Raw genomic sequence first — 23,529 nt, 5'->3', positions numbered from 1 at the left:
TTAATATGTTTTATTTCAAAAAAGTACTCTGGAATCTTGTTCAATGGTTGGTCTCGATATGCATTACTCAAATCCAGTATTTCAAGTTTTTTTTCTTGCTTCTTTTATTCTTTATCGGAAGCGTGTTGGAATACTATCTTCGCTCATATAGGAATTGTTATTGGTCTGAAATACAAAGCGTATGGTTTGAAGGCAATAGGCTTTTAAGGTAATCAGCGTCAAAAAAGACTGTACCTCATAAGTGCGATAAACGCTTTATTATCCCTGACCCAACAAATCTATTTTAATGTTTCCTGTAGAAAAGTGATGTGGCATCACTGGTTAACTGCAACGATAAGTATTTATACTCAAAAACCGGGCTGGAAGAATTTCCTTCTTTGATTCAGCAATGCAAAAAATCCGGTGTTGCATAAATGCAGGATGATTTTAATAGTAGACTTCGCGGCAGTTGTCGGGAACAGGGAACAGGGAACAGGGAACAGTGGACAAGAATTGACGTAAACACTATCAGAAAAATCCTTTTGCAAGAGGTCTAGTTTAGTAGAATAGGCATCTTGGTAGAATAGGCATCTCAGTGGAATAGGCATCATGGTGAAATGGGTATCTTGTGTGGAATAGGCATCTTAGTAAAATAAGCATCTTGTGTGGAATAGGCATCTTGCCTGTTCCACCCAAATCAACCTACTCCCCACACTCCCCACACTCCCCACACTCCCCACCCCCCCCACCCTTACCTTGCTCGGATCCTCTAGGATGACAGATGAAGCAGGAAAGTCCTATCGTGAGGGTAAAGCTAGAGCTATATTCCTTCCGGATTAGTCTCAGTAGTTGCGTAACCTGTAGATTCACATTAAGCTCATTGTTCTTCGAGGCTGTACCGTGCCTAAACCTATTCCATTACTATCTATTCTTGTTCTGATGGGTTTGATGAGTTGGTCAGCACCAGTTGCTGGACAAGCACTCATTCCCTATACCCTAAAATTGGATTCAGAGGAACTCGAACAGCAGGGCTTAACTCTGGCTCAAGAGGCCATTCAGTTAGTCCGCTTTCAACAATACGACCTGGCGCTGCCTAAGGCCAAGTTAGCCACTCAACTTGCTCCCAACATCTATCAAACCTGGTTTATCTTGGGAACTTTGTACGTACAGTCCCAGGAGTTGGATCAAGGCATTGAAGCCTTGCAAAAGTCTTACTCTCTGGCACCAGATCAAGCTGGGGTGCTGTTCACCTTGGGGTCAGCCTATTTTCAAAAAACCGAATATAGAAAAGCGATCGCTCAGTTGAAAGCGGGATTAAAACTCAAGCCCGATGTGCCAGAAGCCCTGTTTGACTTGGGCAATTCTTACTATATGCTCAATCAGTATACTGAAGCAATCGATGCTTACAACCAAGCTGTTGACCAAGACAAAAGCTTTTGGCCAGCCATTAACAACATTGGGTTGGTCAATTATGAACAAGGAGATGTGGAGAGTGCTATTCAACAATGGGAAGCAGCAATAGAGATTGATAAAGAGGCCGCAGAACCTCAACTTGCGATCGCTGTGGCTCTGTATGCCCAAGGGGATATCGAAAAGGGGCTACTAATGGGAGAAGCGGCAATCCGCCTAGATAGCCGCTATGCTAACTTAGAGTTTCTTAAGGAAAACCTGTGGGGTAAGCGCCTGCTTTCTGAAACCGAAAAGTTTCTGGAAAATCCCAGAATCCAAGCCACCATTATCCAGAGTCAAGGTCTACCCTAAGCAGCCCAACTCCACCTGTCATGGGTGACTCCTAAAAACAGTGCTTGATCTCCATCAATTGCCAATAGGGGAGGGATCGCAGCCAAAGATGGGCAATCATCTCAAGGGCGGTGGTTTAAGATTGGCAATTTTCAAGAAAGGAATTTAATTGTCCTGGGGCAATAGAGCCATGATCTGATTAACAAACTGTTGATGGTCAACAACGGGTTTGGAGATGTAGTCATCGGCACCACTTTGCTTAAGGAAGTTTTCTCGATCCCCTTCCATCGCATGAGCAGTGACCAGAATAATCGGCAGTTGGGACGTTTCAGCATCAGCCTTAAGCATTTGGGTAATCTTAATGCCGTCTACTGATTTACCCTGATAAACACTATGAGCTAAGGAAACATCCATCAAAATAATGTCTGCCTCCCCAGCTTGGGCTATCTGCATTACTTCTTCTACATCTTCAGTATGCTTTACATTCAAACCGCCCCGCTTACTGAGAATCTTGGAAAAAACACGAGCATTAATCGGATCATCTTCGACAATCAGAACGGTTTTCATGGGCGTTGCATCAAGAGAGTCATTTTTGGCAAAAGTGTCATTTGATCATAAGTTTGACAGGGAATCGGTCATGTTGCTATTTCAAATGCAAGATGTTATTTTATCAAGTCTAGTTTCCCCACATGCTTAGCCAACTAGTAATGTTCATTGGACTGATACAGGTGATAGGCTGCTTAATACCAGGCAAGCTGACGCTCCTGGAAAAAGCCTTCCCTAACTGCATCCAAACCTACATTATAGTGTCTTGGGGACAGTGGGCACAACGGCTTGTTAGAAGCGAAGCTTCTGGCTGGTTAACCTTGAGCCTATTTCTTTGAGTCGTGCCCATACTTTAGCTTGGCTTAACCAACACTATCTTAAGGCGGGAAATCGGCTTTGGAACCAGATGCTCACATTTTATGGTGTAAGCATATGCGCTACGCGCACGCTGCGCGAACAGCGGTCAGCCGTCAGCCGTCAGCCGTCAGCCGTCAGCCGTCAGCCGTCAGCCGTCAGCCGTCAGCGGTCAGCCGTCAGCCGTCAGCCGTCAGCTGAGGTAACAGAGATTAAAGCAATGCTTACTTGTTTTATTCAAAAGCTGATAGCTGATAGCTAATAGCTGATAGCTGATAGCTGATAGCTGATAACTGATAGCTGATAGCTGATAGCTGATAGCTGATAGCTGATAACTGATAGCTAATAGCTGATAGCTGATAGCTGATAGCTGATAGCTGATAACTGATAGCTGATAACTGATAACTGATAACTGATAGCTGATAACTGATAGCTGATAGCTGATAACTGATAGCTGAATACTTACTTAGGGTGAGCTAGTGTCTCTGTTTTTCTATATGCATCACCTATATGCAATAGTCACCCTCGTTAAGCTGGATGCTAGAGCAGATGGAAAGATCAAGGGGACTCGATTAGGTGAAGAAGAAATTATCTTCTCCTGATCTTCCCTATCTTTTCGAGTACCGTAGCCTTAACAAGCGTGCAATTTCCCTATACCCTAAACCCCGATCACCCTTTGGTCAATTCTGCCTTGGAGGATTTTTGATGGCAAAACAGCTGAACCTAATGGGAAACAGTAATGTCATTCCCACAGCCCTACATTTGGAGATGCAACGGTCATATCTTGAATATGCCATGAGTGTGATTGTGGGGCGTGCTTTACCTGATGTCCGTGATGGGCTTAAGCCCGTACATCGACGTATTCTATATGCGATGCACGAATTAGGGTTAACCCCAGATCGACCATACCGCAAATGTGCTCGTGTGGTTGGGGATGTGTTGGGTAAATATCACCCCCACGGTGACCAAGCGGTGTATGAAGCCATGGTGCGGTTAGTCCAAGACTTTTCGACCCGCTATCCCCTCCTTGACGGTCATGGCAATTTTGGTTCGGTGGATAATGATCCACCAGCAGCCATGCGTTACACTGAAACCCGACTCTCTCCGGTGGGCGCTCAAGCCCTATTGTCAGAAATTGGGGAAGCAACAGTTGATTTTATCGACAACTTTGATAGCTCCCAGCAAGAGCCAGTGGTACTCCCGGCACAATTACCGGTCTTGTTGCTCAATGGTTGCTCTGGCATTGCTGTGGGCATGGCAACCAATATTCCTCCTCACAATTTGGCAGAGATAGTAGATGGCTTGATTGCTCTGATTGACCGTCCCAATTTAGCAGATGAAAAACTTTGGGAATTAATTCCCGGACCCGATTTTCCCACTGGGGGGGAAATTGTTTCAGCTGAGGGGATTCGGGATGCCTATACTACCGGTCGTGGCAGTATACCGATTCGAGGCATCACCAAGCTTGAAACCATTCAAGTCGGTCGAGGGAAACGGGGGCAACGTAGGGCAATTGTAGTGAGTGAGTTGCCCTATCAGGTCCATAAGGCAGCTTGGATTGAAAAAGTAGCAGCTTTGGTCAATCAAGGGCGTATAGAAGGGATTAGCGATATCCGAGATGAAAGCGATCGCGAAGGGATGCGGGTGGTGGTGGAACTCAAACGAGATGCTCAGCGATCAGCGGTGCTCCAGCAGTTGTATAAGCAAACTCCCCTGCAAACAAACTTTGGTGCTATCCTGCTGACCTTGGTAGACGGACAACCCCGACAACTTACCCTGCGGGAGTTGTTAGAATCATTTATTAGCTTCCGAGAACAGACTCTAACCCGCCAATATACCTATGAGCAGTCCCAGAAAGAAAGACGTCTTCACCTGGTAGACGGGTTACTGGCTAGCCTCAATCAGCTGGATGCCATGATTGACATTCTCAGAAATGCTCCTGATGGTACCACCGCTAAGCTTTCCCTGCAAAACCAGTTAAACTTAAGTGAAATCCAGGCTGAAGCAATTCTGGCCATGCCCATGCGACGGCTAACTGGCTTAGAACGAGAAAAGTTACAGACCGAGCGTGATCAACTTTCGGAGCGCCTGGAACAGCTGCACCAATTACTCAATGATCGGCGGGAATTGCTCAAAGCCCTCAAGAAAGATTTGCGATCGCTTAAACGGAAGTACGGTGATCCTCGCCGTACCAGAATCAACTCTATTGCTTTAACTGAAGAACAGTTAGAACAACCAACAGACCCTCAACACAGGAGTAGGAAATCTGCTCAACCCCAAAAAACTGCTGATCTCCTACCTAATGCTCCAACTGAGCCAGAACAAACACTTCTAGAATTTAGCTACCAAGGGTATGTACAGCGGCAGAGTGCCACAACACAGCCAAAATTACCCCAGTCAATTAAACAAGGGGAGGACTTTGTAGTTGAGGCTAAGCTGTTGCTCACTACACAAGAATTAATGGTAATCACTGGTTCTGGCAAAGCCTACCCAGTCAAAATTAGAGATATTCCACCAGCAGCTGGACGCAAGCAGGGTATTCCCTTGGTAAAGTTGCTGCCAAATTCGGTTCAATCAGAAACAGTTGTGGCTCACTTTAGGCTGCCAGATGACCTAGAAAACTTCACCCTAGTTTTGCTGACTCACCAAGGTAAAATGAAGCGTGTCTTAGTGTCTGAGTTGACAAAACTAACGAACCGTGGTATGTTGCTTACCAAGTTCAGAAATGACGATCAGCTACAGTATGCCAACCTATCTACTACAGCTGCACAAGTGGTGGTAGCAACCAGTAATGGAAGGCTGTTGCGCTTTGAGATTAATGACAAACAGTTACCGATTATGGGACGCAGTGCTCAAGGAAATCAAGCCTTGCGCCTCAAGGGTCAAGAAAAGCTGGTTGGCTGCGTTGTTCTAGGGGAAGAAGAAAACCTCTTACTGGTGTCTGAGCAGGGCTATGGAAAGCGCCTCCCCGTGCAGGCGATCAGGTTGGCTAATCGGGGAGACCTGGGAACTCAAGCACTACAGTTTAAGACCGCTAAAGATGTTTTGGTCAGCATGGTCAGGGATTCCATCGCTAATGAGGTCATGGTAGTGACTTCCGTTGGCGGTAAGCGTTTAGCTATGGAATCGGTGCCGATTTGGGGAAAAGATGGCACAGGCGATCGCATTGCCCAACTCAAGCCCGAGGAAAAAATTATCAGTGTTACTCCTCTGGTTCAGCACTTAACTGTTTAAGGCGATAGCCCACACTGTGAACGGTTTCAATCAAATCTCTGGGTGCACCAGCTAATCTCAGTTTGCGCCTCAAACTTTTGATGTAAGCGTTGACCGTCTCCTCTTCGGGAGGGTTTTCAAAAGACCAGACATGCTCGATAATCACGCTACGAGTCAGTACCCGCCGACCGTTGCGCAGGAAAAATTCGAGTAAACTATACTCCTTACGGGTAAAGTGGATAAGTTGGTGATCATAGCTTACTTCATAGGTACTCGGGTCAAGACGCAAATCCCCCCACTGAAGCACTGGTGGTGCGATAGATTGACCTCGGCGCAGCAGAGCCCGAATCCGAGCAAATAATTCTGGTAAGTCAACTGGCTTAACTAGATAATCATCAGCCCCTGCATCTAGACCCTTGACTTTATCATTAGTGGTATCGCGACCCGTCAACATTAGAATCGGCATTTGATTGCCTTGGGCTCGCAATTTTCGACAAACACCAAAGCCATCAAGCTTGGGCAGAGTCAGATCTAGCACCATCAAGTCATAATCAAGCATTTGGGATTGCTGGCAAGCAATTTCCCCATTGGTAACCATATCAACCACGTAACGCTGGTTGGTGAGGGCTTCGGATAAATTTTCAGCAAGGAGAATATCATCTTCCACTAACAAAATTTTCATTGTAGAAGTAGTTTTTTGTTAAAAATGACTGATAAGAGTACATAGGTAAAGTCTAAAAGACATTGGAGTGGCGATTCTACGTCAAGACTAACTTATGTTACTATCGTTCCTCCAGTTTCTACCTAGATCAGGAACAGTTAAGTTGACAGCAGTCGCAACCACTGTTCATAATTATCAGGTGGATAAACTTTAGCATTCAAAATAAACCCTTGGCTAACGTTGTTGTAATTGGTGCCCAGTGGGGCGATGAAGGAAAAGGCAAAATAACAGATCTGCTGAGTCGTTCAGCAGATGTAGTCGTCCGTTACCAGGGGGGCGTCAATGCTGGGCATACGGTTGTTGTTCAAGGTCAAACGTTTAAACTGCACCTGATACCTTCTGGAATTTTGTATCCGGATACAGAGTGTATTATTGGCTCCGGTACAGTTATTGACCCAGAAGTTTTAATTGCCGAACTTGACCAACTTGAAGCACTGGGCATTTCCACTAAAAATCTGCTGATTTCAGACATAGCCCATGTCACGATGCCTTATCATCGATTGATTGACCAAGCATCGGAAGAGCGCCGGGGTAGGCAGAGAATTGGTACCACGGGTCGTGGGATTGGTCCGACCTATGCGGATAAATCGGAGCGTGCTGGTATTCGGGTCATTGACCTGATCGATCCGGAAGTATTGGTAGAAAAGTTAACCTGGACGATTAATTACAAGAACGCTATTTTAGAGAAGCTCTATAATTTACCGCCCTTAGACCCAGCAGTTGTGATCAAGCAATACCAGGAGTATGCTGAACGGCTAGGCTCCTATGTGGTCGATAGTTCCTTGAAGATTTATGAGGCGATTGAGCAAAAACGCAATATTCTGTTTGAAGGCGCTCAAGGGACACTGCTAGATTTAGATCATGGGACGTACCCCTATGTAACCTCTTCCAATCCAGTTGCTGGGGGAGCTTGTGTGGGTGCTGGTGTAGGACCGACAATGATCGATCGGGTGATTGGTGTGGCAAAAGCTTACACAACCAGAGTCGGAGAAGGACCGTTTCCCACAGAGATTCACACTCGAGAAGGAGAGTTACTTTGTGAGCTAGGATCAGAATTTGGGACAACCACCGGTCGCCGCCGCCGTTGTGGCTGGTTTGATGCCGTCATTGGTCGCTACGCTGTTCGGATTAATGGTCTTGACTGTCTAGCGATCACCAAACTGGATGTACTCGATACCTTTGAAGAAATTAAGGTCTGCGTCGCCTATGAAGTTGACGGTGAACTCAGTCGGGAATTTCCTAGCAGTACTAGCGTATTTTCCCGATGCCAGCCCGTTTACAAAACCCTATCCGGTTGGCAAAAATCTACTGCTGAATGTCGGTCTTTAGAGGATTTACCCACCGAAGCCTTGGATTATCTTAAATTCCTGGCAGAACTGATGAAAGTTCCCATTGCAGTGGTTTCCTTAGGAGCCAGCCGTGACCAGACAATTATTGTGGAAGACCCAATCCACGGTCCAAAGCGAGCACTATTGGATGCTAGCGGTACACCGATAACTTCGGGAGTTTGAGGGGGTCAGGGTGTCAGGGCGTCAGGGTGTCAGTCGGAGAGTTTGAATCTCACCAGTTTCCGATTCGATTCAACACCCTGACTCACAATTGAGGTCAGCACCCCCCTCGGTGGCGGAATCGACCGGTAGCTGACCAGTAATCGCCATTAATTGGGCTATATTATCTCGAAGAGTTAAATTCCTAGCGATGAATGTTACTGTAGAATGTCAAAAGCGACCAGAAGGTAGTAAGCCGAGAGCTTTACGCCGTTCTGGCTTGATTCCCACCGTACTTTACGGTCACAATGGTGCAGAATCTGTATCCTTAACTATGACGGCTAAAGCAGCAGAAGACTTGCTTAAAACAGCCTCGGTTAATAATACCCTGATAGAGCTCTCTATTCCTGACCTTTCCTGGAATGGTCCAGTGCTCCTGCGGGAAATACAATCTCATCCTTGGAAAAATTCCCTTTACCACCTCAGTTTTTTCTCAGTGGCTTCTCAAAATAAAGTAGAGGTTGTTGTACCTCTTAAGCTAGTGGGAGAAGCCGTAGGAGTTAAGCAAGGTGGAGTTTTGCAGCAAAGGCTTACAACAGTGAAAGTGCAATGTCCCCCAGATAAAATTCCCGAAACCATTGATATTGATATATCAAATTTGGAACAGGGTAAGATGTTCTACATTTACGAGTTAGTCTTGCCAGAAGGGATCCAGGTTATGGATGATCCTAAATTAAGTGTTCTTGCTATCACTTCTAAATAAAGCGTTACAGAATACAGGTAAGCATTAAGCTATCAGCCGTTGGCTGATAGCTTACCTTAAATCCTATTTTTTTAATTGCCGATTGACCAGTGAGAATTTTCACTGAGAATTTTCAATGTTCAATTTTAAATTGACGAATAATGTTCCATGATAAGTATTGAACCGAAAACAATATCATTACTTTAGACAGCAATGATAGGTTGGTTATAGTTGTCTGATTAAGCCAGGGCAGAGTTAAAATTTCCCTGGCTTTTTTGTGAATGATTAGTTGGATTGGAAGAAAATGACAGAAAACTCTCAACAGTCAAGACCTATTGATGTCTTTGGTGTCGGAAATGCTTTAGTAGATATTCTGGCACTGGTGGATGATGATTTTATCCGGGAACATGACCTGAATCGAGGGGCAATGACTTTGATGGATGCCCAAAAGCAGGCTATGATTCTACACAATCTTGAGCATCAGCATGTGTCTGTGGAACTAAGCTCAGGAGGCTCGGCTGCTAATACTATGATTGCGATCGCTCAAAGTGGTGGTAAAGGCTTCTATTCCGGTAAGGTCTCTAGAGATACCAATGGGGAATTTTACCGACAAGACTTATTGGAGGCAGGGATTGACTTTGATGTGCATCCAGCTGAGCTATCTAATGGTCCGACTGGTACCTGTGTGGTTCTAACTACGCCTGATGCTGAGCGTACTATGTGTACTCACCTGGGAGTATCTACTACTTTGGCTCCTACTGATATTGATGTGGAACGACTCAGCCAATGCAAATATAGCTACGTTGAGGGCTACCTCTGGACGGGGGATGACACTCGCAAAGCTTGTATTGAGGCGATGGAACAGTCCAAGCTTAAAGGAGTAAAGAGTGCTTTTACCTTTTCCGACTTCTTTCTAGTAGAGAATTTTGCTGATGATTTCCGTCAGCTGATGACAGATTATTGTGATGTGATCTTCTGTAACGCGGCAGAAGCACGCCATTTCTGTGGACTGGAATCCTTGTCTGATTGTGCTGGTAAAATTAGTGAGTTAGTGGATACAGCTTTTATCACTGATGGTCCTAATGGTTGTTTAGTGGTGGAAAATAAAACAATTTTCCAGGTGCCTGGATTCCCAGCTAAGGCCGTGGATACCGTAGGAGCTGGTGATGCGTTTGCCGGTGGTGTGTTGTTTGGACTCACCAATGGTTTGACCACTAAGCAAGCGGCACGTTGGGGAAACTATTTTGCTTCAAAAGTAGTACAAACTCATGGTCCGCGTCTGGAGAAATCTCAGGCTGAGTTGGTCAAGGAAGTTGTTGGTAGCGATTAAGCTATTGTGCAAACGCAGCTTTCAATTGGGTGAGGTACTTTCTTCTTGGGTTTTAGGGAACAGGGAGTAGGGAGTAGGGAGTAGGGAGTAAGAGTAAGAGTATGGGGAGTGCTAGATCCGGGCGTGGGGAGGGGCGGAGTCGAAAAAAATTCTGTGTACCTCACTCGTGATCAAAATTGCTATATTTAATTCGCAGCTTTTGATCATTTAACTTGCAACTGTTAATTAATTGCTATTTGTTAACAGTTGCAAGTTTACTGTTTATTTAATTAAAGGGTTTCTCATAGTAATAAGGTACACAGGATTTTTTCCTTCTTCCCTTTTCCCTATCACCTATTCCCTCCCTACTCCCTACTCCCTACTCCCTACAACCTAGGATGAAAGTACCTAACCCAATTGAAAACTACTTTATGACACAGACAGATATTCCCAGTTTAAGGAATAGGGGAGTTTGAGGGGTCGAAATTCCCCATCCTTCTTAAGGTGTTGAAGTTACCGTAAGGATAGGGTCGCCTTTATGGTTAGTCGGTTATGCGTAAAAGAGGTGCGACCCGTGGGGAATTTAATTACGGGTCAAGCGCACCTTTGGTTAAAACTTTTTGATTAAGGCGACCTTATCTATCGGTTTCGTCTCTGGGATGGATAGACCGACTGGCTTTCCGAGAATTAGCGATCGCAAAAGCTAACCGCTACCAGTTACCGATACAAAATATTTACGCTCTGCGCACCAGAAGCTGTGTTATGCGTTCGCGTAGCGTGGCCTACGGCCAATCGCTTGTTATCTCGTAGTGGGGATGTGTCTGATGCTACCAAAACATCCTGAAACGTGAGAGCCCTGTGTCTAATGACCGGGGGTGAAACGGAGAGACGGGGTTTACCCCCTTAAAGTGTCCCTTTAGTCTTTATTTATTTCAGATAATGCCCAGTTCTCTACAAACTCCCCGACACTGGTATTTGCCTCTTTAGCTGACAATTGAAGCCACTTCCATGTAGCCCCAGTCAACCAGATGGTATGGGGCTTTTTTAGTTGATCGTGATGTCCGGGCACCCCCCGCATTCTTTTTCTGGTTTTTCGTCCATTTGTTGTTGACATATTTAGAATCAACGTCTACAATAAAAGTTTTATAGCAAAACAAGAGAGTAACAGCAAGTGTACAAGACTGTCCCAGTCAGAGCTAATTTTTCAGACGAAGAGAAAGCCTTCTGGGAATTTCAGTGCCAACAGGCAAATAACCTATTCAATTCTGCTGTTTATTACTCAAGACAAAAACACTATGATTGGTTAAAACAGCAACCAGAAGCTTATACAACATATTGGAGAGATGATTTACTTCGACAGGGCTGGAAAGCTTATAAATGCAGTGTCAAATATTCTGAGCTTTGCCGAGAACTAAAAGAAAGTCCTAATTACAAGGCGATGGCCGCTCAGTCAGCACAACAAACTCTCAAAACCGTGGCTGAGTCAATCACTGGTTATAACCAACTGGTTGGGTTGTATTACAAAGGTCAAGTAGATAAACCAAGACTTCTTAGATACCGAAAGAAAGGCGGACTATCTGCTGTTACTTTTCCTAGGCAAGCTCTCACTTACAAAAAAGGACTATTTTATCCGTCAGTAAGCAAAGAAAGTAAACCTGAAATGCTTACTGAAATCAATTTAGAGGTTCCAGGTTTTATAGATCCAGATTGGGTAAAAGAAGTTACCATTCGTCCGTGTTATGGACAGTTATGGATAGATTGGGTTATTGATGACGGAAGACAACCATTAAAAGAGAACAAAAACCTGGATTATTCCCAAGCATGGAGTTTTGATCATGGTGTAACTAATTGGTTGACCGGAGTCTCAACTCAAGGGAAGAGTCTAATAATTGATGGCCGCAAGCTCAAGTCCATGAACCAAGGATATGCTCGCTTGGTTGCAAAATATAAAAGCGGCAAGCCCGATTTTTACTGAGATTCTAATCTCGACCGCGTTCAACGTAAACGCAATAATCAGATGCGGGATGGCATTAATAAAGCAGCTAGGTTTATTGTTAATCGTTGTCTAAGCGATCGTATTGGCAATTTAATAATTGGCTGGAACGAGAAGCAAAAAAATGGCTCAAATATGGGGAGACGGAGCAACCAAAACTTTGTAGTTATCCCAACGAAAAGATTAATCAATAGGCTTGAACAACTTTGCCCTGAGTACGGTATCAAGTTGACAATTACCGAAGAATCTTATACCAGCAAAGCGTCTTTCCTTGACGACGATCCATTACCAAAATATGGTGAAAAACCCAACGGATGGAAACCGTCAGGATGTCGGGTAAGACGTGGCTTGTATAAAACTTCCAACGGATACCTAGTTAATGCGGATTGCAATGGTGCCGCAAATATTGCTAGGAAAGTAGCCACACAGTTAGGTGTTGATCTGACCAAGGTGGGTAGCGGGAGCTTGACACTCCCACATCGATACGATCTGTTCAACTCTGTGTCTAGATCTTATCGAACAAGTTGTGAAGCAGTACGGGTTTACCCTACTGCGTAACATCCTTGTAGAATCCCCCTCTTTTAAGTGGGGGAGATGTCAAGGTTGATTTGCTTAAGGATCAACAGGCTGCATTTGAAGGGTTTACGGAAGAGGAACAATCGTTGGTAATTAGGTTGGATACTAGTCAGGATTGGGAATCCCACTTGTTAAAGTATGAAGTATGAACAAGGCATCAAGTATCAAGTATCAATTATGAAGGGTTAAGTATCAATTATGAACTATGAAGGGTTAAGTATGCAGGGTAAGAGCATCTCAATTAGGCTTGATACAAGGAGTTATATTAATCTAATCTATGGTCAATGAAACTTAAACTGAGAACTTGAATCATGTAATCATGATCCATACTGATAATAAAAATAACAGTCACAAATGGGAGCGCTCTGATGTTATCGCTGCCTTGGCTTTAATAGTATCAATTTTGACTTTTGTATTTAGCTCTTCAGGACAGAGAGCACTATGTTCCATTGGACTTGAAAATGAAACCTGTCCTGAAATCCCACCTTGTGTTGTGGGTACAGGTGATACTTGTAATTGCGCGGATTTTCAAAGTCAAAGACAAGCTCAATTATTACTGGAAACCTATCCCGGGGATATTCACAACCTTGATGGTGATCAAGACGGTATAGCTTGTGAGAAGCTCTTAAAAATCCAAAACTAAAGATGTACTTGGATGACTTACTTAGGCGTTTGATTGACTTCAGGTTATAGCCAAGGTTCAGAAACACCTGTTACCCAAGAGCTGGCGACCAATGCCAGTCGTTCATCTAGTAGTTTATCGATTACGTGGCCATTGAGGTTCCCTCGCTGTAAGTGATTCTTATTCTCGGCTTATCTAATGATATATGGGATATAGGGTATGTATTTACAAATTGTTAAGCTGTAGGTGTTGATGCCCTAATGTGTTATAGTTAAGTTGTAGAGAAAAATACAAATATGGGCTTATTATAAAGAAAAGAAGTTATTTATAATAAGGGATAAAGGTCTTCTTTGTGGTATCAAAGGCGAAAAACATCTATCATACCAAATTTTAGCTAAAATCAGCAATCAGCTATCACGTTCTTGAGGGTTGGGTTGTTCAGGATAACTGATGTACTCCCGTCCCTCAGTTAAATACCTAAGTTTTCCTTGATTAAACAATTGACTATATAGCACTCCCCATTCAGATTAGGACATTCCTAAACTCCGAAACGTAAGTAATCGCTTACTTTTGACTTCTGACTTCTAACTTCTGACTTGCGCGTAGCGCTATAAGTACCCGCAAGGGTACTGTCAAGCCTACTGCAACCTTGCGATTATGTAAATGGAAAGAACATTCAATTGAGTTCTTTTTAGTAGTTAATTGTAAGGATAATAGTTATGTCAGAAACTGAAATAGTTTCCAATCAAACCAACCAAGAAAAGGAAATAGAACTGAACAATCAGCAGCTCCATGAAATCACTTCCAGCGAAACTCCATCCCAGTCAATAGATACCGAAGACCAATTTGAGGGAATGATGGGTCGCGGTGAAATCGAAGCAGTACCCGAATTCAATAAATCCCGAGCTCTTAATGAGGGTTTTGATTTCCAGGAAAGAATGTTGGTCACAGAGGATATGGAAAATCTTCCAGATGCTGGTGCTGGAGAATTCCAAAGGCCGGAGTCAGTATGTGGTAGTGACGACCGCACCCGCATTTCTTCACTTACTAGTATGCCCTGGCGATGGATTTGCCAGTTAATCATTACCAAAGCTAATGGGAGGCGGTCTCTGTGTACTGGCTGGTTGATTGGACCACGGACAGTAATGACTTCTGGACACTGCGTCTATAGCCATAGTGCTGGTGGTTGGGCCAGGAAAATTGAGGTCTTTCCCGGTATTGATGAAAACGAAGCTCCCTTCGGCTCCCAAGTTAGCACATCCTTCCGCAGTGTAAAAGGCTGGACACAAGAACAAGATGATGACTTCGACTACGGAGCAATTATTCTACCGGATGACACCCTAGGGAACCGAGTCGGCTGGTTCGGATTTGCCAATCTATCCGACGACTTACTCACAAATCTACTGATAAATAACTCTGGCTACGCTGGTGACAAACCATTTGGCACACAATGGTTCAATGCTGGTCGAATTACCATAATCACTAGTGGCAAGCTCTCCTATATGCTCGATACCTATGGCGGTCAAAGCGGTAGCCCAGTCTGGCGCTTGCAAGATGGTCAACACCATGTAGTGGGAATTCACGGCTATGGTGGCTGTCCTAACAGTGCTGTCCGCATCAATAAGTCTGTGTTTGATAACATGTCCGCTTGGAAAAATGTCTAATATGTCCGGGACTAATCAGCCGTCAGCTATCAGCCGTCAGCTATCAGCTTACAGTGATCAGCTTAAAGTGATCAGCTTTCAGTGATCAGCTTTCAGTGATCAGCTTTCAGTGATCAGCTTTCAGTGATCAGCTGACGGCTGATAGCTAACGGCTGACGGCTGACTGCTAACGGCTGACTGCTGACGGCTGATACCTGAATGCTTACAGATAAACTAACAAAGGACAAAACCGTCAGATGACTACTAAACTACAAATTCGTTTTAAGTCTTTTGCTTTGAGCAGTCTGATCGGATTATGCCTGCTCTTTTCCGCTTGTAGCGCTCCGCAACCAGACGTTCCATCGGAAAACAATCAGGGTAATAATCCAGATAATAATCCAATAGAAAGGTCAACTGATGAACAAATGATTATCGAAGGTAAAATTGTCGCAGTTATGGAAAGCTTCCCTCTACAGTTAAAGGTAGAGACGAAGTCTGGTTCCTATAGTGTACAACTTCTTTCCGATACCAAAATCACTCGTCAAGGAGAAACTGTTGACCCAGGAAAATTAAGTCCTGATCAGAAGGTTCGGATTAAAGGTCAGAGTTCTGGTTCCAGTAAGTCTGCTATGACTGCTCAAACTATTGAAATCCTTTAGTAAGCTATCAGCGGTCAGCGGTCAGCGGTCAGCGGTCAGCGGTCAGCGGTCAGCCTTGGCCTTTGGCCACGCTACTTGAGGTGCGGTCAGCCTTGGCCTTTGGCCACGCTACTTGAGGTGCAATCAGCGGTCAGCCGTTGGTGAAAGCACCTCAAGTAGCGTGCGTGGCACAGGCTTTGGCCTTTGGCCACGCTGTGCGAACGACGCTGGGAGGTAGCGCATAAGCTAATAACTGATAACTGAAAGCTGATAGCTGATAACTGAAAGCTGATAGCTGATAACTGAAAGCTGATAGCTGATAGCTGACCGCTGATTGCTTACATAAAATCACCTTTGTTTGTCTAACAAAGGAGCTGCATCTAGCAAGGTTCTAGTGTAAGGATGCTCAGGATTAGTAAACAGGTCATGAGTTGGTTTCTTTTCAACAATCTGACCTTTGTTCATCACAGCGATACCATCACAGAAAAATCGTGCTACCCAGAGGTCATGAGTAATAAACAAATAGGTAAGATTAAAGGCTTCTTTCAAGTCCAACATTAATTCTAATACTTGAGTTTGGACACTAGCATCCAGCATACTCACTGGTTCATCACAAATCACCAAACTAGGATGAGTAATCAATGCCCGAGCAATAGCAACCCGTTGTTGTTGTCCTCCAGAAAGGTCAGCAGGATATCGATTATAGTAATCCTCTACAGGAGTTAATCCTACCCGTTCTAGCATTTCCTTGACCTGGTTTTTGGCTGCTGTTGGATTAGCAGCTAATTTATGAATAAATAAGGGATCGGCAATACTTTCTCCCACAGTCATTAAAGGATTAAGACAAGCATGGGGGTCCTGAAATACCATTTGGATTTGACGACGAATCTCTTGTAGGGAATGTCGATTGAGTTTAGCTAAATTTGTGCCTTGAAACTCAACTGTTCCAGCCGTAGGACGAACTAATTGCAAGATAGTGCGAGATAAAGTACTTTTGCCACAACCGGATTCTCCTACTAGTCCTAAAATTTCACCAGGATATAAATCAAAGCTGACGTTATCGACAGCTTTGATAACGTTTTTTTCTTGAGACACCAGTTGCTGAATAAAATTGCTTTCTAAGGTATAATATTGCTTGAGATTAGTAACCCTTAGCAAAGGGGTAGGAATGGCAGAGCTGGAATTTCCATCAGTGTCATTAGTGTCATTGTGGTCTTTAACTGCCTGAAGATGTAGAGCCGCTTCTAATAGCGATCGCGTATAGTCATGGTTAGGTTGCCAGAGAATCTGTTCCACTGGACCAATTTCCACCATTTGCCCACCATACATGACCGCAATGCGATCGCAATATTCACCGATCATGGCCAAATCGTGAGAAATCAGTAACAGTGCCATGTCCCGTTCTCGACATAGCCTGGTTAATTCTTCTAATATCTGTGCCTCTACCGTAACATCCAAGCTGGTGGTGGGTTCATCTGCCACAATTAGCTTGGGATTGAGCAACAAGGCTAATGCGATCGCAACCCGTTGCCGCATCCCGCCACTAAATTCATGGGGATATTGAGAGAAGCGATTGGCGGGAATTTTCACCGCATCTAGAGTTTCTAATACTTTTGCTTTACTCTCACGTCGTGATAGCTGGGGTTGGTGAGCTCTGAGGGTTTCTAGGCAGTGTTCCCCTATACTCATTAAAGGGTCAAGGCGAGTCATCGGGTCTTGAAAGACTAGCGCTACTGCTTCTCCCCGAAACTGGCGCAACTGGCGAGGGGTTAAGTCAAAGACCGACTTTCCAGCAAACCTTACTTGTCCTTTCACTCGGGACCGTTGCGGTAACAACTGCATGATAGCTCGTCCCAAAGTAGACTTACCGCAGCCTGACTCACCGACTAATCCCAGTCGCTCCCCTGAATCTAGCACGAAGGAAACATCATCTACTGCCCAAGTGGGTTTTTCCAGGGATTTGCTGCTAGGATAGGCCACCTGCAAGTTTTCGACACAAAGTAGCGGTTCACTCATGGATTAAATTTTCCTCCCCTAAGAATATAAAAACTTTGATGCCATAACCATTAAATTTTGATTAAAATTTGTAAAGCTATAGTAATTCCTATCTACCTCAACTGCTGTGATCGACTTAATCAGGCCAGCAGTTGGATTGAGCAAAGTTATCCTATAAACATCTTTTTGACATCTTTTTGTCAGGGCATCACCATGGAACCTATAAATCCTCAAGTGTCTAATCACTATCAGCCAGAGTCAAATTCCCAAAGCCAGGAAGAAACCAAAGGCAAATCCTCTGCATGGCTACTCACAGTCCTGTTTTTGGTAGGAGGTATAGCTTTGTTGCAAATCTCGACAGTACCAGAACCCCCTGTAGCCCAGACGAAAACCAAACAGACACCGCCGCGACCTGTAGAAACTATTCCCCTGACCTTAGGTAAAGGAGTTAAACGGATCCAGTTACTGGGTGAGGTAGAGGCAAGTGAAAAAATCACGATTAAATCTCAGGTAGATGGTGTGATACAACAAGTCAAAGTCCGAGAAGGCGATCGCGTTACACCGGGCATGACCATTGCTATTCTTGATGGTGCTGACCAACAGTTAGCCCTTGCCCAAGCTAAGGCAAGGCTTGCTCAGGAAAAAAGTAATCTCGCTCGATTACAAGTGGGAACCCGTCCAGAAATTCTTGCCCAACGGCAAGCAGAACTGGATGCTGCTAAAGCTCGGGAACAAGAAGCAAAGGACAACCTTGATGGTATGATAGCCGTCCAACCCAATTTAATTGCCCAACGGCAAGCAGAACTGGATGGGGCTAAAGCTCGGGAACAAGAAGCAAAGGACAACCTTAAACGTATTGAAGCCCTAACTCTGGAAGGAGCTCTCTCTGAACGAGCAAAAGTGGAAGCCGAAAAATCGGCTGATGCAGCTACCAGTGAGCGCTTACGGGCTGAAGCTGCCCTAAGTGCAGAACAAACTAAAACCCAGCAAGAGATTGCTGAAGCCAAAAGTACCCTTGATGCCACCATCAGTGAGCGGTTGCGCATTGCAGCTATGTTAGCGGAAGCCCAAGTCGGACCAACCCAGGAAGAAATTGATTCCCAGAAAGGGGTAGTAGCAGCAGCTCAGGCAGCGGTTGAGCAAGCTAAACTAGCATCAGAACGAGCCACGATTAAAGCGCCTATAGCCGGAGTTGTGCAATCCCGTGAGGTTGACACTGGCAACTATGTTGAAGGTGGCGATGCCATCATTACCTTGGTTAATAATGCTCAATTAGATATCTTTCTAGAAGTACCAGAAAAGTTTACTAATCAGGTCAAACCAGGGATGTATGTGGAATTAACTGCACCGCGAAGTTTACCTAACTGGCAGCAACGAGCAGAGATTACCAGCGTTGTGCCTACAGCCAATGCCAACTCACGGCGACAACTAGTAAGGGTAAATCTCAAAAATCCCCCAAAAGACTTATTAGCTGGAATGGGAATTCAAGCCACCTTAGACTTACCCATTGATGTAGAGCCCAGTTTTGTTATCCCCCGTGATGCCATCATTAAACGGAAAAACCAATCCCTAATATATACCATTTCCCAAGGAAAAGCACAACAGTTTACCGTAGAAATACTAGCGGACATGGGGGAAAAAGTCCTGATCACTAATCAAAATTTACAAGCCAATCAACCCCTAGTTGTGTCAGGCGGTGAAGGACTAAAAAACGGCGCACCAGTCAAAATTACTAGTCCTTAGTTTTTAATCATCAGACCTCTTGCAAACTTTAAAAACTAGTACCACTGTGCGGAATTCAAAATTCAAAATTCAAAATTCAAAATTATTACATGTTTACTTATTAGAGGTTTAGTATATAAGAGTTTTGCTCTTTTTGAAAAGTATATTGATTTCCGCCGTGGTGTATTAGTCTCTAGAATCCTTGCCTATTGCCTATTGCTGTAAGCATTCAGCCGTCAGCCGTGAGCTAAAAGCTCACGCTACTTGAGGTGCCGTCAGCCTTGTGGCACAGGCTTTGGCCTTGGCCTTGGCCTTTGCCTTTGGCCACGCTACGCGAATGGCCACGCTACGCGAATGGCCACGCTACGCGAATGGCCACGCTGTGCGAACGACGCTGTGAGGTAACTCAGATTAAATTAATGCTTACTTGTTTTATTCCAAAGCTGATACGCGACACGCTGATACGCGACACGCTGATACGCGACACGCTGATAGCTGAATGCTTCCCGATTCCCGATTCCCGATTCCCGATTCCCGATTCCCTGTTCCCTAGTTCCTAAGTTGCCGACTTCGGCTAAATTTGATGAAACTTATCGAAACAGCTGTCCGCTGGCGACACGGAACATTTGTTCTGTTCTGCCTCCTAGCCCTATGTGGCATCTTAGCCCTATTCCAGCTTCCCCTAGAACTTCGACCAGGAGGTGATACCCCAGAAATTACCATTAGCACCTCCTACGCTGGAGCAGGACCGACTGAAGTAGAAGACCTGATTACTAGACCGATCGAAGAAGCGGTCGAAGAAGTCACAGGAGTTAAAGAAATTACCAGTAGCTCTCGCTCTGGACGCAGTCGCATTTCTCTGGAATTCAATTGGGGAACAGATATTGATGCTCGCTTAGTAGATGTCTTGAGCAAATTACAGCGAGTCTCCTCTCTACCCCCAGAAGCGGGAGACCCCTCTGCTGAAGTGGTCAGTGGTGTTAGCCGTCCGATGATGTGGATTGTCCTAATGCCCAAAGAAGGCTATGATTCTGACCCAGACCATTACCGTGACTTGATTCAAGATGCCATCGTACCCAAGTTACGGCAAGTGGAAGGAGTGGGTCAGGTTATTACTCCCGGGGGACGGGAACGGGAAGTGGAGGTGATTGTAGACCCGAAAGCCTTAGCTGACCGCAATCTAACCCTGTCTAATGTCGTGAATGCTTTGCGCAATAATAACCGCAATATTCGCGGTGGACCGATGGTAGTGGGAAGACGGGAATACCGAGTCCGCACCGTCAGTCGCTCTGAGGATGTGAAGGAGTTGGAAGGGTTTGTGTTGCGCCGAGACCAATCAGGAATTGTCTATTTGGGAGATGTAGCTGATGTCAAAATTGGTCGCAAGCTTCAAAGTACAGTTTTTGTATCAAATGACCAACCAACCGCTGGCATTGGTATCGAAAGACGAATTGGTGGCAATGTCCCAGAGATATCTAAGGGGGTCAGAGCTGTACTCAAGGAACTAGAAGCCCAACTGGAACAGCAAGGGGAAGCTGTCCAGTTCTTAATTAACTACGACGAGAATGGCTATATTAACCAATCTATTGCCTTAGTGCAGCAAAATTTGATCATAGGTGCAATACTAGCATCCCTAGTGTTGCTGTTGTTTCTGGGGTCATTGCGCACCGTAGCAGTAATTGCCCTCACTATTCCGACTACTATTATTACCGTCTTTATTGTCTTAGCCTTGCTGGGTCGCTCTCTGAATGTGATTAGTCTGGCAGGATTAGCATTTGCGGTCGGAATGGTCGTAGATAATGCCATTGTGGTGCTAGAAAATATCTTCACCCACATGCAACGGGGAAAAAATCCGATCCGAGCTGCTATTGACGGTACTCAAGAAGTGTGGTCAGCCATGCTAGCCTCTACTCTGACTACCGTAGCAGTATTTGCTCCCATTGTTTTAGTCACAGGGGAAGCAGGACAGCTGTTCTTTGATATTGGTATTGCTCTATCGACATCGGTATTGTTTTCCCTGTTTGCAGCTCTGACCCTAGTGCCTATGCTATCGGGACTGTTTCTTAATCAAGCGGAGGCGCAACAGATTTTGCAGGGGATGGGGGATGTCGACACCCAAGGTTTAGAGCCAGAAAGCTTACGCCCAAAAGCCTTGCGCCCACAGCAGTGGAGTATGGCAGCCAAAATCCAACTAGCTGTAGCCAAGACTTCAGCAGTGTTTCGAGTGTGGCAAGGCAAGCTAGAGGGATTGTTATTAAAAACCGTGCGTTGGTCTCTTGGTGGCAAACGGATCGGAAGGCGTTTAGCTGTGTTGTTGATTCCTGTAGTATTGCTCTTTGTCAGTATTCGGTTACTCCCCCCCATGGATTACCTACCAGAAGGGAACCGTAATTTAATTATGTGGTTAACGGAACCCTTTCCAGGCACCAGTATTCCAGAATTCCTACGGCTATCCAAACCGGCCAGAAAGTTCTTGGCACAGCAGCCGGAAATTGACCGAACCTTGGTAATAGCAAGCTCGCGACGGAAAATGATTTTAGTCTATCTCAAGCCAGACTTAGCTACTGGTAGGAATCTCGATGACATGGTGAATCGGATGGGAAAGGTAAAGTCCAATTTCCCTGGTTATCGCTTTGTGGTTGCTAGGCGCACTAACATTTTTCGTAATCCAGGCAAATCCTATACCGTCCGTGTGGTAGGACAAGACCTGGATCAATTAAACCAGTGGGGTCAGGATATTATTAAGCAATTGCGCCAACTGGACGGTGTGCGCAATGCTCGTTCCAGTTTTGTTACTGGTGCACCAGAATTACAAGTAATTCCCAATCGGGTGCGACTGGCAGAAGTGGGCTTGTCAGAAGCTGACTTAGGGAGAATGGTTGAAGCTGCTCTCGGTGGGATTAGAGCCTCAGAATTCGTCGATGGTAAACGGGAACTGGATGTGACCGTTGAATTACAACATACCGTTGTCAAAACCCCAGAGCAGTTGCGTCAGTTAGTGATCTATACTCCCAATGGTGGGAAAGTACAACTAGCTGATGTCGCTGAAGTAGTAGATACCACCGGACCCGATCGGATTGACCGAGTGGATTTACAGCGTTCTATTACCCTAACCGTTAGTGTCAAGCGCTCAGCTCCCTTAGGAAAACTAGTTGAACAGACAGAGCAGCAGATTCTCAAACCCTTCCGGCAAAACCTACCTGCTGGCTATCGTGTCGAATTAGCTGGTTCAGCAGATTTGCTATCAGAAACATTAGTTCAGTTGGGGTCAATCTTTATTCTGTCTTTAGTGATTACCTATCTGCTGCTAGTAGCACTCTACCGTTCTTTTCTCTATCCCATCGTAATTATGGCAACAGTACCGATAGGATTAACCGGAGCGTTGTTGAGTTTGGTGATAGTCAACAGAATTCCTGGTGTTGTGGTACCGCTGGATATGATTACGGGGTTGGGATTTGTGATTCTGACTGGAGTTGTGGTGAATAATGCCATCCTTTTGGTAGACCGAGCCTTGCAATTACAGCAAGAAGGAATAGATTACGATACATCGTTGTATAGAGCAGTATGCGATCGCTTACGACCAATATTCATGTCTGCTGGAACTACAGTACTAGGAATGTTACCGCTAGCAGCAATACCAGGGAAAGGAGCTGAATTATATCAAGGATTAGGGATTACCTTAACTGGGGGATTGGCTTTGTCTACATTACTGACACCTACAGTAGTTCCAGCATTGATGGGATTATTAGGAGACTTTAGGGGTCAAAAGCCGAAACCCTCTGAGGTGAATCAGAAGGAAGAATCCCGTGAAATGGTTAGAGTTGATTAATCTGACGTTGCTGATTCAGCAACGCCCATATCCTCGTCCTGACTAGGCGTTTGCTACCATCTGGAATAGAAACCTGATAAAGTCTATGACTCTAGCAATTGCCCTTGAACCCGCACCTATAGAGACAGATGCCCATGGTGTTGTACGAGTTGCCAAAACTCGCGTCACCCTAGACACTGTCGTGACTGCTTTTCTTGAGGGATGCACGCCAGAGGAAATCGCAGAGCAATATCCATCGCTACAACTACCAGATATCTACTTGGTTATTGGTTACTACCTCAGACATAGAGATGAGGTTCATACCTATCTTGTAGAACGTCAACGTCAGACAGATGCAATTCAGCAGGAGGCTGAACAACGCTTTAATCCCATTGGAATACGCGATCGCTTACTAGCTAGACGCAATCAATCCAGGTAATC

21 protein-coding genes and 1 pseudogene are annotated in these 23,529 nt (G+C 44.9%); 16 read left to right on the top strand and 6 right to left on the bottom strand.

Annotation, left to right across the window (positions count from 1 at the left end; genetic code table 11):
* Nucleotides 1-347: 347 nt before the first annotated feature.
* A complete protein-coding gene (locus tag F6J90_RS15505; RefSeq protein ID WP_293095127.1) occupies nt 348-590 on the bottom strand; it encodes a hypothetical protein in 243 nt (80 codons plus the stop codon).
* A 52-nt stretch (nt 591-642) separates the two neighbouring features.
* Here F6J90_RS15505 and F6J90_RS15500 point away from each other — a divergent pair, with 52 nt between their 5' ends.
* A complete protein-coding gene (locus F6J90_RS15500) occupies nt 643-819 on the top strand; it encodes a hypothetical protein (protein ID WP_293095124.1) in 177 nt (58 codons plus the stop codon).
* A gap of 99 nt (nt 820-918) precedes the next feature.
* Entirely contained in the window at nt 919-1,740 is an 822-nt protein-coding gene (locus F6J90_RS15495) for a tetratricopeptide repeat protein (RefSeq protein WP_366513803.1), read from the top strand.
* A gap of 144 nt (nt 1,741-1,884) precedes the next feature.
* Here F6J90_RS15495 and F6J90_RS15490 read toward each other — a convergent pair whose 3' ends face one another.
* The gene (locus F6J90_RS15490) at nt 1,885-2,286 is read right to left on the bottom strand and encodes a response regulator (protein WP_293095118.1); all 402 of its coding nucleotides are present in this window, start codon (nt 2,284-2,286) and stop codon (nt 1,885-1,887) included.
* A 313-nt stretch (nt 2,287-2,599) separates the two neighbouring features.
* Here F6J90_RS15490 and F6J90_RS15485 point away from each other — a divergent pair, with 313 nt between their 5' ends.
* Both F6J90_RS15485 and F6J90_RS15480 read left to right on the top strand, forming a co-directional pair.
* Nucleotides 2,600-2,881: a hypothetical protein gene (locus tag F6J90_RS15485; protein ID WP_293095115.1), complete on the top strand. Its 282-nt coding sequence runs from the start codon at nt 2,600-2,602 to the stop codon at nt 2,879-2,881.
* 443 nt (nt 2,882-3,324) lie between these two features.
* Nucleotides 3,325-5,853, top strand: a complete 2,529-nt coding sequence (locus tag F6J90_RS15480) for a DNA topoisomerase (ATP-hydrolyzing) (protein WP_293095112.1) — start codon at nt 3,325-3,327, stop codon at nt 5,851-5,853.
* Here the strand turns inward: F6J90_RS15480 and F6J90_RS15475 are convergent.
* Nucleotides 5,822-6,514: a response regulator transcription factor gene (locus F6J90_RS15475; protein WP_071105883.1), complete on the bottom strand. Its 693-nt coding sequence runs from the start codon at nt 6,512-6,514 to the stop codon at nt 5,822-5,824. The genes F6J90_RS15480 and F6J90_RS15475 overlap by 32 nt on opposite strands.
* 209 nt (nt 6,515-6,723) lie before the next feature.
* Here F6J90_RS15475 and F6J90_RS15470 point away from each other — a divergent pair, with 209 nt between their 5' ends.
* The 3 genes from F6J90_RS15470 (at nt 6,724) to F6J90_RS15460 (ending at nt 10,112) form a co-directional block, all read left to right on the top strand.
* Nucleotides 6,724-8,064 carry an adenylosuccinate synthase gene (locus F6J90_RS15470; protein ID WP_293095108.1) on the top strand — a complete coding sequence of 447 codons (1,341 nt, stop codon included), beginning with the start codon at nt 6,724-6,726 and terminating at the stop codon, nt 8,062-8,064.
* A 187-nt stretch (nt 8,065-8,251) separates the two neighbouring features.
* Nucleotides 8,252-8,803, top strand: coding sequence for a 50S ribosomal protein L25/general stress protein Ctc (locus tag F6J90_RS15465; RefSeq protein WP_293095105.1), 552 nt, complete (start codon nt 8,252-8,254; stop codon nt 8,801-8,803).
* Nucleotides 8,804-9,086: 283 nt separating this feature from the next.
* Entirely contained in the window at nt 9,087-10,112 is a 1,026-nt protein-coding gene (locus F6J90_RS15460) for an adenosine kinase (protein WP_293095102.1), read from the top strand.
* Here F6J90_RS15460 and F6J90_RS15455 read toward each other — a convergent pair.
* Complete coding sequence (locus F6J90_RS15455; protein WP_293095099.1) at nt 10,109-10,276, bottom strand: hypothetical protein; 168 nt, start codon at nt 10,274-10,276, stop codon at nt 10,109-10,111. The two genes, F6J90_RS15460 and F6J90_RS15455, sit on opposite strands and share 4 nt — an antisense overlap.
* 65 nt (nt 10,277-10,341) lie before the next feature.
* Between F6J90_RS15455 and F6J90_RS15450 the strand changes: the two genes are divergently transcribed.
* The gene (locus F6J90_RS15450) at nt 10,342-10,488 is read left to right on the top strand and encodes a hypothetical protein (protein WP_293095096.1); all 147 of its coding nucleotides are present in this window, start codon (nt 10,342-10,344) and stop codon (nt 10,486-10,488) included.
* 519 nt (nt 10,489-11,007) lie between these two features.
* On the opposite strand, the gene F6J90_RS15445 is transcribed toward F6J90_RS15450, so the two are convergent.
* Nucleotides 11,008-11,205, bottom strand: coding sequence for a hypothetical protein (locus F6J90_RS15445; RefSeq protein ID WP_293095093.1), 198 nt, complete (start codon nt 11,203-11,205; stop codon nt 11,008-11,010).
* Nucleotides 11,206-11,262: 57 nt separating this feature from the next.
* Between F6J90_RS15445 and F6J90_RS15440 the strand changes: the two are divergent.
* The 4 genes and pseudogenes from F6J90_RS15440 to F6J90_RS15425 all read left to right on the top strand — a co-directional run bounded on the left by F6J90_RS15440 (nt 11,263) and on the right by F6J90_RS15425 (nt 15,584).
* Nucleotides 11,263-12,642 (top strand): annotated as a pseudogene (locus tag F6J90_RS15440) (transposase).
* Nucleotides 12,643-12,979: 337 nt separating this feature from the next.
* Nucleotides 12,980-13,303, top strand: a complete 324-nt coding sequence (locus F6J90_RS15435; protein ID WP_293026871.1) for an excalibur calcium-binding domain-containing protein — start codon at nt 12,980-12,982, stop codon at nt 13,301-13,303.
* A gap of 698 nt (nt 13,304-14,001) precedes the next feature.
* Complete coding sequence (locus tag F6J90_RS15430; protein WP_293095090.1) at nt 14,002-14,946, top strand: serine protease; 945 nt, start codon at nt 14,002-14,004, stop codon at nt 14,944-14,946.
* Between the two features lie 236 nt (nt 14,947-15,182).
* Nucleotides 15,183-15,584, top strand: a complete 402-nt coding sequence (locus F6J90_RS15425; RefSeq protein WP_293095087.1) for a hypothetical protein — start codon at nt 15,183-15,185, stop codon at nt 15,582-15,584.
* A 327-nt stretch (nt 15,585-15,911) separates the two neighbouring features.
* Here F6J90_RS15425 and F6J90_RS15420 read toward each other — a convergent pair whose 3' ends face one another.
* Entirely contained in the window at nt 15,912-17,579 is a 1,668-nt protein-coding gene (locus tag F6J90_RS15420) for an ABC transporter ATP-binding protein (RefSeq protein WP_293095084.1), read from the bottom strand.
* Nucleotides 17,580-17,771: 192 nt separating this feature from the next.
* On the opposite strand from F6J90_RS15420, the gene F6J90_RS15415 reads away from it, so the two are divergent.
* From F6J90_RS15415 to F6J90_RS15400, 4 genes are all read left to right on the top strand, one after another.
* Entirely contained in the window at nt 17,772-19,301 is a 1,530-nt protein-coding gene (locus F6J90_RS15415) for an efflux RND transporter periplasmic adaptor subunit (protein ID WP_293095082.1), read from the top strand.
* Nucleotides 19,302-19,561: 260 nt separating this feature from the next.
* Nucleotides 19,562-19,840: a hypothetical protein gene (locus F6J90_RS15410; RefSeq protein ID WP_293095079.1), complete on the top strand. Its 279-nt coding sequence runs from the start codon at nt 19,562-19,564 to the stop codon at nt 19,838-19,840.
* Between the two features lie 23 nt (nt 19,841-19,863).
* Nucleotides 19,864-23,109 (top strand): efflux RND transporter permease subunit, encoded by a 3,246-nt coding sequence (locus F6J90_RS15405; RefSeq protein ID WP_293095076.1) that lies wholly within the window; start codon nt 19,864-19,866, stop codon nt 23,107-23,109.
* A gap of 85 nt (nt 23,110-23,194) precedes the next feature.
* Nucleotides 23,195-23,527: a DUF433 domain-containing protein gene (locus F6J90_RS15400; RefSeq protein ID WP_293095074.1), complete on the top strand. Its 333-nt coding sequence runs from the start codon at nt 23,195-23,197 to the stop codon at nt 23,525-23,527.
* Nucleotides 23,528-23,529 lie beyond the last annotated feature (2 nt).

Source organism: Moorena sp. SIOASIH (genome assembly GCF_010671925.1).
GTDB lineage: Bacteria > Cyanobacteriota > Cyanobacteriia > Cyanobacteriales > Coleofasciculaceae > Moorena.
The sequence above is the reverse complement of the archived record's forward strand: the minus strand, read 5'-3'. Positions and strand labels throughout refer to the sequence as shown.